The sequence below is a fragment of the Thioalkalivibrio sp. ALE21 genome, from assembly GCF_003208255.1.
GTDB classification, from domain to species: domain Bacteria; phylum Pseudomonadota; class Gammaproteobacteria; order Ectothiorhodospirales; family Ectothiorhodospiraceae; genus Thioalkalivibrio; species Thioalkalivibrio halophilus.
The window spans coordinates 48,966-61,185 of record NZ_QKMA01000011.1; the positions used below are offsets into that span (position 1 = coordinate 48,966).

At 67.0% G+C, this 12,220-nt stretch carries 11 protein-coding genes; 4 read left to right on the forward strand and 7 right to left on the reverse strand.

From position 1 onward, the window contains the following. The first annotated feature begins 178 nt into the window (after positions 1–178). The 4 genes from D893_RS09865 to D893_RS09880 are packed head-to-tail and all read left to right on the forward strand — an operon-like array spanning position 179 to position 5,325. Positions 179–994 (forward strand): PAS domain-containing protein, encoded by an 816-nt coding sequence (locus D893_RS09865; protein ID WP_110619687.1) that lies wholly within the window; start codon positions 179–181, stop codon positions 992–994. Further along, positions 957–1,925, forward strand: a complete 969-nt coding sequence (locus D893_RS14035) for a diguanylate cyclase (protein WP_168409941.1) — start codon at positions 957–959, stop codon at positions 1,923–1,925. The genes D893_RS09865 and D893_RS14035 overlap by 38 nt, the downstream gene beginning before the upstream one ends. Next, complete coding sequence (locus D893_RS14040; protein WP_168409939.1) at positions 1,922–2,449, forward strand: EAL domain-containing protein; 528 nt, start codon at positions 1,922–1,924, stop codon at positions 2,447–2,449. The genes D893_RS14035 and D893_RS14040 overlap by 4 nt, the downstream gene beginning before the upstream one ends. After that, on the forward strand, positions 2,446–5,325 hold the full coding sequence (locus tag D893_RS09880; protein WP_110619689.1) for a chemotaxis protein CheB: 2,880 nt from the start codon (positions 2,446–2,448) through the stop codon (positions 5,323–5,325). The genes D893_RS14040 and D893_RS09880 overlap by 4 nt, the downstream gene beginning before the upstream one ends. Here D893_RS09880 and msrA read toward each other — a convergent pair. The 7 genes from msrA to trkA are packed head-to-tail and all read right to left on the reverse strand — an operon-like array spanning position 5,307 to position 12,217. Next, the gene (gene msrA, locus D893_RS09885; RefSeq protein WP_110619690.1) at positions 5,307–5,948 is read right to left on the reverse strand and encodes a peptide-methionine (S)-S-oxide reductase MsrA; all 642 of its coding nucleotides are present in this window, start codon (positions 5,946–5,948) and stop codon (positions 5,307–5,309) included. The genes D893_RS09880 and msrA overlap by 19 nt on opposite strands. Further along, positions 5,948–7,135 (reverse strand): PQQ-dependent sugar dehydrogenase, encoded by a 1,188-nt coding sequence (locus D893_RS09890; protein WP_110619691.1) that lies wholly within the window; start codon positions 7,133–7,135, stop codon positions 5,948–5,950. The genes msrA and D893_RS09890 overlap by 1 nt, the downstream gene beginning before the upstream one ends. A gap of 27 nt (positions 7,136–7,162) precedes the next feature. Next, positions 7,163–8,035, reverse strand: a complete 873-nt coding sequence (locus tag D893_RS09895) for a DNA-formamidopyrimidine glycosylase family protein (protein WP_110619692.1) — start codon at positions 8,033–8,035, stop codon at positions 7,163–7,165. Between the two features lie 3 nt (positions 8,036–8,038). Beyond that, positions 8,039–8,998 (reverse strand): lysophospholipid acyltransferase family protein, encoded by a 960-nt coding sequence (locus D893_RS09900; RefSeq protein ID WP_110619693.1) that lies wholly within the window; start codon positions 8,996–8,998, stop codon positions 8,039–8,041. Continuing rightward, positions 8,995–9,339 carry a tetratricopeptide repeat protein gene (locus D893_RS09905; RefSeq protein ID WP_018935934.1) on the reverse strand — a complete coding sequence of 115 codons (345 nt, stop codon included), beginning with the start codon at positions 9,337–9,339 and terminating at the stop codon, positions 8,995–8,997. The genes D893_RS09900 and D893_RS09905 overlap by 4 nt, the downstream gene beginning before the upstream one ends. A 33-nt stretch (positions 9,340–9,372) precedes the next feature. Continuing rightward, entirely contained in the window at positions 9,373–10,827 is a 1,455-nt protein-coding gene (locus D893_RS09910) for a TrkH family potassium uptake protein (protein WP_018946682.1), read from the reverse strand. Positions 10,828–10,837: 10 nt separating this feature from the next. After that, positions 10,838–12,217, reverse strand: coding sequence for a Trk system potassium transporter TrkA (gene trkA, locus D893_RS09915; protein WP_110619694.1), 1,380 nt, complete (start codon positions 12,215–12,217; stop codon positions 10,838–10,840). Positions 12,218–12,220 lie beyond the last annotated feature (3 nt).

Genomic DNA, 12,220 nt, shown 5'->3' on the forward strand with positions numbered 1-12,220 from the left:
CAATCACTTGCGAACTCTGGGGAAAACATCTAGCTTGACCGCACTGTTCAGGAGGCTTTCCGGCGCGGGTGAAACATCCATCCGACCGACGATCGTCGCACAACCACCCGGACCACCCGTGGCGATCAGGGAACGATCCTGGCGTCCTGCGGACGGTCCGCGATCCGGGTACGCTCCGATGACCCAAGAGCAACAACCGCAAGGAGAACCGGCGCTTCGGGAAGCCCTGGAGCAGGCCCGGGAGCGCATCCGGGAACTCGAGGCATCCCGCGAAGATGCCCGGCAAACGCTGGAAGAACTTCAACTGCATCAGGAGGAGCTGCGCACCCAGAACGAGGAACTGCGGCAGACCCAGCAGGCCCTGGCCCAGGCCAGCCAGCGCTATCAGGACCTGTTTGACTTCGCCCCCGTGGCGTTCTTTGTTCTCGATGCCAGCGGAGAAACGCTGGAAGTCAATCGCACGGCCACCCGCATGCTGGGTCTTCCGCGCAGCCATCTGCTTCAGCAGCCTCTGCGGCGATTCCTCGACACCGGCAGCCGGGAGCCCTTTCATCAACTGCTGGCCGCCGCCGGACACGGCGCGCCGCCGGATGATTTCGAACTGGTGCTCAACACCCCCGAACAAGCGGAGCTCCATGTTCATGCCAGCCTGTCGCCGGACCACGATCCGGAAGGGCTTCGCTTCCGTCTGGCCATGGTGGATGTCACGGCCCGCAAGCGTGCCGAACAGCATCAGCGCCTGGCCGCCACGGTGTTCGAGGAAAGCAACGAAGGCATCATCGTGACCGATGCCCGTGCCCGCATCCAGCGAGTCAACCGTGCGTTCACCATCGTGACCGGATATCAGGAAGACGAAGTCGTCGGCCGCACTCCGGGGCTGCTCTCCTCGGGGCGTCATGACCGCAGCTTCTACGAGCACATGTGGAACCGCCTCCAGGAGGAAGGCCACTGGATGGGTGAAGTCTGGAACCGACGCAAGAACGGCGAGACCTGACATCTACCCGGAGTGGCTGAAGATCAACGCGGTCACCGACCGGGACGGAAATGTCCGGCACTACCTCGGGATCTTTTCCGACATCGGCGACCACGGCCAGACGGGACAGGACGTCGAGCGCTTTGCGTTCTACGATGCCCTTACCGGCCTGCCCAACCGGACCCTGCTGCACGAACGCCTCAAGCACGGTCTGATGCGTTCGAAACGGGACGGCAAGATGGTGGGCGTCTTCTACCTGGACCTGGACGGCTTCAAGACCCTCAACGACACCAAGGGCCATCAGGCCGGGGATTTGCTGCTGCAGCAGGCAGCCGAACGGCTGAAGCAGGTCGTCCGCCCCTCCGATACGGTCGCGCGGCTGGGCGGCGACGAATTTACCGTGGTGCTGTGCGAACTGGAGGACGAGGAGACGGCGATGCAGACCGCGCGGCGGGTGGCCGGCGACATCCTCGGGGCCCTGCGGCGTCCGTTCCATATTCACGGTCACGAGATCATCTCCGGCGGGAGTATCGGCATCGCCCTGTTCCCGCGCGACGGCTCGACCTGCAGCGAACTCGCCAAGCACGCCGATATCGCGATGTATCAAGCCAAGGAGGACGGCGGACAGAAGTACGCCTTTTTCGCCCCCGAGATGAATCATCAGCTCGAACGGCGGGTATCGCTCGAGAACCAGCTCCGGCACGCCCTGGGGCGGAACGAACTGAGCCTCGCCTTCCAGCCGGTGGTGGATGCCCGGCAGGGACGCGTGGCGGGTGTGGAGGCCCTGATGCGCTGGGACGGCTTCGACGGCTCGATCTCGCCCCTGGAGTTCATCCCGATCCTCGAGAACCTCGGCCTCGGTGCGGAAGTGGCCCGCTGGACACTGGGCAGGCCTGCAATGCCCTGCGCGACTGGACATTCCCCGGTGCCGAAGAGCTGTGGCTGGCCGTGAATTTCTCTCCCCGACAGCTCCACGGCCTGACCGCGGGGGATCTCCGCGACACCTTCGCGAAGACCGGGGTAGAACCGACGCGGGTGGTCGTGGAAGCGACCGAGGACCATTTCCGGGACGATGCGAACTCCCTCATCTCGACCCTCCACGATCTGCGCAGCCTGGGGGTGCGGGTCGCCCTGGACGACTTCGGGACCGGCCATTCGTCGCTGGGGAGGCTGCGCCACATGCCGATCGATATCATCAAACTGGACCGCAGCTTTGTCCGCGGCCTGCCGGAGGACACCTGTGACCTGGCGATCGTCAACACGGTGATGACCATGGCCCGGCATCTGGACATGCACTTCCTCGCCGAGGGCGTGGAAACCTGCGAACAACTGGGACTTCTGCGGGATCAGGGCTGCGACCTGATTCAGGGGTACGTCTACATTCCCCCGCTCCCTGCCAGCGACTGTGCCCGCTGGTGCGAAGAATTCCACCGGGACGGGCCATCCTCACCCTCGCAATGCGGAGATCCCACGTGAGCACACCCGATTACATCGTCGGGATCGGCGCCTCCGCCGGCGGGCTCGAGGCCCTGGATGCGTTTTTCCAGCAGATGCCTCCGGACAGCGGGCTGGGATTCGTGGTGGTCCAGCACCTGTCGCCCGACTACAAGAGCCTGATGGCCGAACTGCTGTCGCGGCACACCGAAATGCCCGTGCAGCGCGCCGAGGACGGCGAGACCGTGGCCGCCAACCAGGTGTATCTGATCCCGCCGCGCAAGAACCTGACGCTGTTCCACGGCAAGCTGATCCTGAGCGAACAGGACGCCAGTCGCGGCGTAAACCTCCCGATTGATGTCTTCCTGCGCTCCCTGGCCGAAGATCAGGGGGAACGCGCGATCGCCGTTATCCTGTCCGGCACCGGGTCCGACGGCACCCGCGGCATCCGTGCGATCAAGGAACAGGGCGGGATGATCATGGCGCAGTCCGCCGATTCGGCCAAGTTCGACGGCATGCCGCGCAGCGCCGCCGCCACCGGCCTCCCCGATTTCGTGCTGGCCCCGGAAGAGATGCCCCGGCTGCTGCAATCCTTCGTGCAGCACCCGCATTCCGCCAAGGCCGAGGGCCCCGGCGTCATCGTCACCGACGAAGACGCCCTGACCCGGATCTTCGCGCTGCTGCGCGAGGATTCCAGCATCGACTTCACCTTCTACAAGTCCAGCACCGTTGTCCGCCGCATCGAGCGCCGGATGACGGTCAACGAAATTGGCGAACTGCGGGACTATGCCCGCTATCTCGAACGCCATCCCGGCGAAGTGGACACCCTCCGGCGGGAACTGCTGATCGGTGTCACCAGCTTCTTCCGGGACCGCGAGGTCTGGGAGCATCTCGAGCAGTCGGTGCTTCCGGGCCTGATCGAAAACAGCGGCAAGGGGGGGCTGCGCTTCTGGGTCGCCGGCTGCTCCACCGGCGAGGAGGCCTACAGCCTGGCCATCGTCACCCGGGAGGTCATGGACCGGCTGGGCCTCACCGTGGACGTGAAGATCTTCGCCACCGACGTGGACCGCAATGCCGTCCAGAATGCCGGAAACGGGATCTATCCCGAGAGCATCGTCGCCGACCTGCCGCCGGACCTGCTGGCCAAGTACTTTCAGCGCCAGGACGAACATTTCCGGATCGCCCGTCGCATCCGGGAAATGGTGGTGTTCGCGCCGCACGACCTGCTGCGGGACCCCCCGTTCACCAACATCCAGCTGGTGTCCTGCCGCAATCTGCTGATCTATCTGCAGCCCGTGCTGCAGAAGAAGGTCCTGGACCTGTTCAACTTCTCCCTGAGCCCGGACGGTGTCCTCGTCCTCGGCAACAGCGAAACCGTGGGCGACGCGCCCGACACCTACGAACCCGTCGAGCAGAAACTTCGGATCTTCCGCACCCTCGGGAAGCGGCGTCTGGCCGAGGACCGGGAACCCCGCGAACACGGCGGCGTACGTTCACCTCAGACCCCCGCCGGAACATCGGGCCGTCCGCCACGGCGCGACCACGACGAGGAGCGTCTGCTCGGACGTCTGATGGAGACGCTGGGCGAAGACATCCTGCCCCTCACCCTGGTGGTGACCCAGGACCTGGAACTGCGCCACGTGATCGGCAACCCCGAAGACTATCTGCGCATGCCGTCGGGTCGCGTGCAGCACGACATCACGCGTCTGGCCATCGCCGATCTGGCCACGCCCCTGGCCACCGGGCTGCAGAAGGTCTTCAATACCGGGGAGCGCGCCAGCTACAGCAATGTCCATCTGCGTCTGCGGGACGAAAAACAGGTCGTGGAGCTGCGCATGCTGCCACTGCCCGCGCACAAGGGACAGGCGCCCCTGGCGGCGGTGGTCATCCGTCCGCAGTACCAGCAGCCCTCATCCGGCGACGAGGCGGTGGTCTACGACCTCGACCAGGAGACGCAACAGCGCATCGCCGACCTGGAAGCCGAACTGCAGTTCACGCGCGAAAACCTGCAGGCCACGGTGGAAGAGCTGGAAACCGCCAACGAAGAACTCCAGGCATCCAATGAGGAACTCCAGGCTTCGAACGAGGAACTGCAGAGCACCAACGAAGAGCTCCAGTCGGTCAACGAGGAACTGCACACCGTCAACGCCGAATACCAGAGCAAGATCAGCGAGCTCTACGAGCTCAACAACGATCTCGACAACCTCCTTTCGGCCAATGGCATTGCTTCCCTGTTCCTCGACAGTCAGCTGCGGATCCGGCGCTACACCCCGGCCCTGACGGAGGTCTGCCACATCACCGACGCCGACATCGGAAGTCATCTGGCGGAGGTCTGCCGCCGCCTGGGCCCGCAGGACCTCCCCGAACTCGCCCATCAGGTCCAGCGGGAACGTCAGCCCGCCGAACGCGAGGTGCAACCGGGACGGGGCCGCTGGTACCTGCTGACCATGCACCCCTACCAGGTCGGCAGCGAATACACCTCCTCGGTAGTAATGAGCCTGGTGGACGTCACCCACCTGAAGGACACGCAGCTCGCGCTGGAGGCATCCCAGCTGCATTTCCGCCGACTGTTCGACGAGGCGCCGCACATCATCCTGCTGCTGGACCCGCAGGGGTGGATCCGGGAGGGGAACCGGACAGCCCGCGAGCGGCTGGGCTGTGGCATCGAGGATCTGCAAGCGCTCGATCTTCGCGAACTCATCCCCGGCCCGCCCGCTGAAACCGACGGTCACCAGGTTCTGGAAACCCTGCTGCAGGGTACGCCGATCAGTGACGGACACATCCGCCTGCGCACGCCCGACGGCACGGAGATCCCCACGGAGGCCAGCGGGGTGCCCGAAATGGTCGAGGGTCGTGTCACCGGCGCGCGCATCGTGCTGCGCGACATGCGCGAGCGCGCTCAGACCGGGGACGGATAGGCGACGCGCAGGCCACCCAGGCCGCAATAGCCGTCCGGGACCTTCGCCAGATACTGCTGGTGGTAATCCTCGGCGAAGTAGTACGCCTCCAGCTCGCGGATCTCGGTGGTGACCGGTCCCAGTCCCGCCGCCTGCAGCGCGGTGTTGAAACGCTCGCGGCTGGCCAGCGCGGCCTCGTAATGGGCCGGGTCCACGGTGTACACCCCGGAACGGTACTGGGTCCCGACATCATTGCCCTGACGCATCCCCTGGGTCGGGTCGTGTCCCTCCCAGAAGGTGCGGAACAGGGTCTCCGTCGACACCGCGCGTGGATCGAACACCACCCGCACCAGTTCGGCATGGCCGGTCCGGCCACTGCAGACCTCGCGGTAGGTCGGATTGGGGGTGTACCCGCCGCCGTAACCCACGCTGGTGGAATACACCCCTTCGAGCTGCCAGAACAGTCGCTCGGCGCCCCAGAAGCAGCCCATGCCGAAGTGGATGAGTTCCATGCCATCGGGGTACGGCGGCGCCAGCGGGGTCCCCAGCACCGCATGGCGTTCCGGCACCGGCATGGCCTCGCCCCGGCCGGGCAGGGCGCTCTCGGGCTCCACCATCTGCGGCTGCATCCAGTCGCCGAACATCATTCGCTGCCGTGGTCGCCGGCCGGGCGCAGCCGCAGCAGCTCGCCGGGGTTATGGTCGGTCAGCACCCAGATCGCGCCGTCGTGCACGCGCACGTCGCGCACCCGGCGATCCAGATCGGGCAGCACCTCCACCTCGCTGACCAGCTCGCGATCATCGAAAGTCAGACGGCGCAGGGTACGGTGGGCCAGCCCGCCCGCCAGCAGGTCGCCGTCCCACTCGGCAAAGGCCGGATCCCGCAGGATCGCCATGCCGGAAGGCGCAATCGACGGCGTCCAGTGGTGCAACGGGGAGACCATCCCCTCCTTCTCGGTGATGCCCTCCCCGATCTGGCCGCCACCGTACTCCTCGCCATGGGTGATCACCGGCCAGCCGTAGTTGTTGCCCGGCTCGATGATGTTGACCTCGTCCCCGCCCTGCGGACCGTGCTGGTTCTCCCACAGGATGCCGGTCTCGGGATCCATCACCATGCCCTGGGAGTTGCGCACGCCATACGCCCAGATCGCGTCGCGCCGGTCGGCATCATCCACGAACGGGTTGTCCGCCGGGATCGTACCGTCGTCGTGCAGACGGATGATGGTACCGATGTGGTTGGAGGGATCCTGTGCCTGATGACGGTCCCCGCGGTCGCCGACGCTGATGAACACGTGAGTGTCGTCGTCGAACACGATGCGGCTGCCGAAATGGCGCCCGCCGCGCACCCCGGGTTCGGCGGTGAACAGGTTCTCGACGTCGTTCAGGGCCCCGTCCTCGAAGCGTCCCCGCGCCAGACGCGTGGTCAGCCCGCCGTCCACGCTGGCCGCATAGGTGAAGTACAGCCAGCGGTTGTCGGCGAAATCCGGGTGCAGGGCCAGGTCCAGCAACCCGCCCTGATTGCGCGCCCGCAGGTCATCCGGCAACCCCGGCACCAGTTCACCCCGACCGGAAAAATCCGGGCCGTCGTCGCCGGCCGGGAAATGCCGCAGCGCGCCCGGGCGCTCGCTGATCAGCGCGCCACCGTCGGGCAGGAACGCAATGGCCCAGGGATGGTCGAGCCCCTCGTGCAGGATCTCTACCGACAGCCCGTCGGCCGAGGCCTCCACCGTCTCGGGCGACGGGGCCGAGGCCCCGGAGCATCCCGCAACCAGGAAACTGCCGGCCAGCATCGTGACCAGGCTGCGACGCAGCAAGTGAACTGGTTTCGTCATGACGTCTCTCCCCGTGGATGCCTGTTCTCATTGGTCCGGGCGAACGCCACCGGGGTTCCGGGATGCCCCCGCCACGCCCTCCGGCTGGCAGACCGGACACCACCAGGTCGCACGCCCGTGCTGCCCCAGCGGGGCTCGCCGCACGATGGCGGCACAGCGCCGGCAGGCCTCGCCTTCACGCTCGTAGACGTACAGGAAGGCATCCGGCTCCGCATGCTCCCGCGTGATCCGCGGCCCCGGACGCAGGTTGCGCCGCAACAGCCGCACCGCGTCGGCATACAGCGCCCGCAGCACGGGGTCGCTCACCCGCCCGACCGGGGTCCGCGGGTGACAGCCATGCAGAAACAGCAATTCCGATTTGTAGACGTTGCCGATCCCCGCCGCCAGCGACTGGTCGAGCAGCACGTCCGCCAGCTGACGGTCCGCAGTCGCGTCCCGGCGCACCCGCGCCACCACCGCATCGACATCCACGTCGGCGGCCAGCAGGTCCGGCCCCACCCGGGCATCCAGACGCTCGACATCCGCCGCTTCCGCTCCCACTGCGGGCATCCGGCGCCAAGCCAGTTCGCGCGGGTGGAAACACACCAGCATCCGATCTTCGAGGGTCAGCACGGCGTGGGCCTGGGGCGCGGGCTTCGACCATTCGGCACCGCGCGCGTATTCGTGCCAGGTGCCCCACATCCCGAGGTGGGTGCGCAGCAGCCACGGCGTAGCGTCGGCAGCGATCAGTTCCATCAGCAGGTGCTTGCCGCGGGCGCGCAGCGCATCGGCCCGCATCGGGCCGTGCTCGCGCAGGGGTTCACCGCGTGCGGCGCGGGTCGCCACCGCCTCCAGCGCCGCCCCTTCCAGGCGCGGGCGGAGCATGGCCGCCAGCCGGTGGATGGTATCGCCCTCGGGCATGGATCAGTAGAGCGGAGGCTCGCCCTCGGGCCGGGTGCGGAACAGGCGCAGGGTCCACAGATACTGCGCCGGGGCCTGTTCCACGCCCCGTTCGACGGCGGCGTTCATGGCCCGGGCATCCGCGGCGTCGTCACCCGAGGGGAAGTCCTCCATTGGAGGCCACAGGCGCATCACGTATTCGTCACGGGCAAGGTCGTACCAGGCGAAACTCGGCAGCACCACCGCCCGCGACATGCGTGCCAGCCGCCCCAGGGCAGTCAGCGTGGCCTTGGATACACCGAAGAAATCCACGAACACCGCCCCGTCGGCGCCCAGGTCCTCGTCCGGCAGGTAATAGAAGAACCGCCCGCGGCGCAGCTGGCGGATCGCCGGGCGCAGCCCCTGCTCGCGGGCAAAGATATCGCCGGAGTAACGGGTGCGGCTGCGGTGGTTGATCCACTCCAGCACCGGATTCTTCATCGGCTTGGCGAAGGAGACCCCGTCGTACATCTGGCTCATGCGCACCCCGCCATAATCCAGCCCCAGCGAGTGCGGGGCGAGGATGATCACCGGGGTCCCCTCGGAGCGCGCGCGCTCGTAGTGCTCCAGCCCGTCCACCCGGATGCGCGAGGCATGCTCGCCGGGCTTGCCGAACCACAGCAGGCCATAATCCAGCACGGTCTGTGCCTGGTAGCGGTAGAAGGCGGCCAGCCGCGCCTCGCGTTCGGCCGCATCCAGCTGCGGGAAGCACAGCTCGAGGTTGCGCTCGGCGATCCGGCGGCTGCGCCCCGAACGGCGGTACAGCAGGCGGCCGATACCCCGGGCCAGCGCCTGCACGGCCGGACGCGGGATCTGCTGCAGCACCCAGGCCAGCGCAACGCCGACCCAGGTGAGCCAGTAGCGGGGGGCGAAATGCCGCGCGGTCAGCGGCGCCCGGTAGGCGCCGACGTCCGCCTCCTCCCCGGGGGCATCGTCACGGCTCATGTGTCCGCTTCACCCCCGGCCTCCAGCAGGCGGCGGGCGCGCTTCGCGGAGACCTCCATTTCCTTGACCGCCTGCAGGTCGCCCTTCTCCTCGGCGATGGCCATGCCCCGCTCGCAGACCTCCAGCGCACGCTGCGGGCGCTCCAGGGCGACCAGGGTCTTTGCCAGCAGTTTCCACGCCGCGGAGTAGCCCTCGTCCAGCTCCAGCGCGCGCTCCAGGTGCTCCACCGCCGCCGCCTGCTGGCCATCGGTCACCAGGGCGTTGCCCAGCGAGAAGCGCAGCATCGCGGAGTCCTCGCCTCCGTCCAGCATGTTCTGGAAACGTTCGACCATCTGCGACATGGACGACCTCCTGTCCTTGAATTCGCTCCTACCCTAGCGCTGCCAGAACGCCGGGGACAGAAGCACCAGCACGGTGAAGATTTCCAGCCGCCCCATCAGCATGGCGAGGATCAGCACCCATTTGCTGAAGTCGTTGATGGACTGGAAGTTCGGCCCCACCTCGCCCAGGCCGGGGCCGAGGTTGTTGAGGGTGGCCGCCACCGCCGAGAAGGCCGTGACCTGATCCAGTCCGGATGCCATCACCGCCAGCATCATCACCACGAACACCATCACATAGGCCGCGAGAAAACCCCACACCGCCTGCACCACGCGGTCCGGGGCCTCCTTGCCGTTGACCTTCACGGCGATGCGCGCATGCGGATGGATCAGGCGCTTCACCTCGCGCATGCCCTGCTTCATCAGCAGCAGCACGCGCACCACCTTGATGCCGCCACCGGTGGATCCGGTGCAGCCACCGACGAACGACAGGAAGATCAGCAGTACCGGCAGGAACCCCGGCCACAGGTAGAAGTCGTCAGTGGCGTAGCCGGTGGTGGTGCCGATGGACACCACGTGGAACGCGGCCCGACGGAAGGCGTCCGCGCCGTCCGCGGCAAAGCCGGTCACCAGCATGTAGGCCACCACCACGGCCACCGCCGAGGCCATCAGGATCAGGTAGGTGCGCAGCTCCTCGTCACGCCGATAGGGCGCGACCGACGCACGATGCAGGGCGAGGAAATGCACCGCGAAGTTCATCCCGGCGATCAGCATGAAGACGATCGCCACGCCCTCGATGGCGGCGGAATCGAAGTGGCCAAGGCTGGCGTCGTAGGTGGAGAACCCGCCGATCGCCACGGTGGTGAAGGAATGCGCGATCGCGTCGAAGACCTCCATCCCGGCGACCCAGTAGGCCACCGCACAGGCCACCGTCAGGCCGAGGTAGATGTACCACAGGTTGCGCGCGGTCTCGGCGATGCGCGGGGTCAGCTTGTTGTCGCGGATCGGCCCCGGGGTCTCGGCCTTGAACAGCTGCATGCCGCCCACGCCCAGCAGCGGCAGGATGGCCACCGCCAGCACGATGATGCCCATGCCGCCCATCCATTGAAGCTGCTGGCGATACCACAGCAACGCCTTCGGCATGTCGTCCAGCCCGGTCAGCACGGTGGCGCCAGTGGTGGTCAGCCCCGACATCGACTCGAAGGCCGCATCGGTGAAACTGACGTTCAGATGCGGGTCGAGCACCATCGGCGTCGCCCCGGCCAGGCCCAGACCCAGCCAGAACATCACCACCAGGATGAACCCGTCGCGCGGCTGCAGTTCGCGATGCGCGCGATACAGCGGCCCCCAGAGCATCCCGCCGACCAGTAGCAGCACCATGAACGCCTGCATGAACACGTACGCGGTGGACTCGTCGTAGATGTACCCGACGAGTGCGGGCGGCAGCATGCTCAGGCTGAACAGCGTGAGCAGGATCCCCAGCAGGCGCGCGGTGGAGGCGAGATGGAGCACGGCGGACGGCTCAGAAGAACAGCGGGCTGGGCTGGAACAGGCGCTGGACCTGCTTCACCTTGCCACGGTCGGTGAGGAACAGGATGACGTGATCCCCCGAATGGATCACCGTGTCGTGGTGCGGAATGATGACCTCGTCGTCGCGCACCACGGCACCGACACTGGCCCCCTCCGGCAGGTTGATCTCGTCGATCCGGCGGTCCACCACCTGCGAGGTGCGCGAATCGCCGCTGACTACGGTTTCAATCGCCTCGGCCGCACCGCGGCGCAGGGTATGCACGGTGGCGGTCCCGCCCTCGCGCACCCGGGCCAGCAGGGCGCTCACCGTGGCCTGCTGCGGCGACAGCGCCACGTCGATGGTGCCGCTCTGCAGCAGATCCACGTAGCTCGGGCGGTTGATCAGCGACATCACCTTGCGCACGCCGTAGCGCTTGGCCAGCATCCCGGCGAAGATGTTGGCCTGATCGTCGTTGGTCACCGCGCAGAAGACGTCGCTGTGCTCGACGTTGATCGCCTCGAGGAAGCGGTCGTCGGCGCTGTCGCCCTGCAGCACCAGCACGTTGCCGGGCAGTTCCCGGGCGAGCTGATCCGCCCGCTCCGCATCGCGCTCGATCACCTTGACCCGATAGCGCTTGCTCAGCGCTTCGGCCAGCCGCCGGCCGATGTTGCCGCCGCCGGCGATCATGATCCGCTTGTAGGGCTTCTCCAGCTTGCGCAGCTCGGAGGTGACGGCACGGATGTTCTTCTTCGCCGCGACGAAGAACACCTCGTCGTCGGCTTCCACCACCGTGTTGCCGTCCGGCTGGATGGAACGGTCCTGACGGAAGATCGCTGCGACCCGGGTATGGACCCCCGGCATGTCGTAGCGCAGGTTCTTCAGCTCGTGGCCCACCAGCGGCCCGCCGTAGTAGGCGCGCACCCCCACCAGCGAGACCCGCCCCTCGGCGAACTCCAGCACCTGCAGCGAGCCGGGGTGCTCGATCAGGCGCTGGATATGACTGGTGACGATCGCCTCCGGCGAGATCAGCATGTCCACCGGCATCGCGTCCTGGGCGAACAGCTCCGGGGTCTCGTGATAATCGCGGGCCCGCACCCGGGCGATCTTGGTCTCGATGTTGAACAGCGTGGAGCCGACCTGACAGGCCAGCATGTTGACCTCGTCGGAGTCGGTCACCGCCACCAGCATGGAGGCATCCCGCGCCCCGGCCGCATCCAGCACCGACGGATGGGCCCCGAAGCCGTGGATCGTCTTGAGATCGAACTGATCTTCCAGCTCGGCCAGGCGTTCGGCACGGTTGTCGACGACGGTGATGTCGATCCCGTCGGCACTCAGGGCCTCGGCCAGGGAATGACCGACCTGACCGGCCCCCAGGATGATGATCTGTTTCATGCG

Bases quoted from the DNA above. Each gene is read 5' to 3' on its own strand.
- D893_RS09865 (WP_110619687.1), top strand. From the start codon at position 179: ATGACCCAAGAGCAACAACCGCAAGGAGAACCGGCGCTTCGGGAAGCC.
- msrA (WP_110619690.1), bottom strand. From the start codon at position 5,948: ATGTTCGGCGACTGGATGCAGCCGCAGATGGTGGAGCCCGAGAGCGCC.
- D893_RS09890 (WP_110619691.1), bottom strand. From the start codon at position 7,135: ATGACGAAACCAGTTCACTTGCTGCGTCGCAGCCTGGTCACGATGCTG.
- D893_RS09895 (WP_110619692.1), bottom strand. From the start codon at position 8,035: ATGCCCGAGGGCGATACCATCCACCGGCTGGCGGCCATGCTCCGCCCG.
- D893_RS09900 (WP_110619693.1), bottom strand. From the start codon at position 8,998: ATGAGCCGTGACGATGCCCCCGGGGAGGAGGCGGACGTCGGCGCCTAC.
- D893_RS09905 (WP_018935934.1), bottom strand. From the start codon at position 9,339: ATGTCGCAGATGGTCGAACGTTTCCAGAACATGCTGGACGGAGGCGAG.
- trkA (WP_110619694.1), bottom strand. From the start codon at position 12,217: ATGAAACAGATCATCATCCTGGGGGCCGGTCAGGTCGGTCATTCCCTG.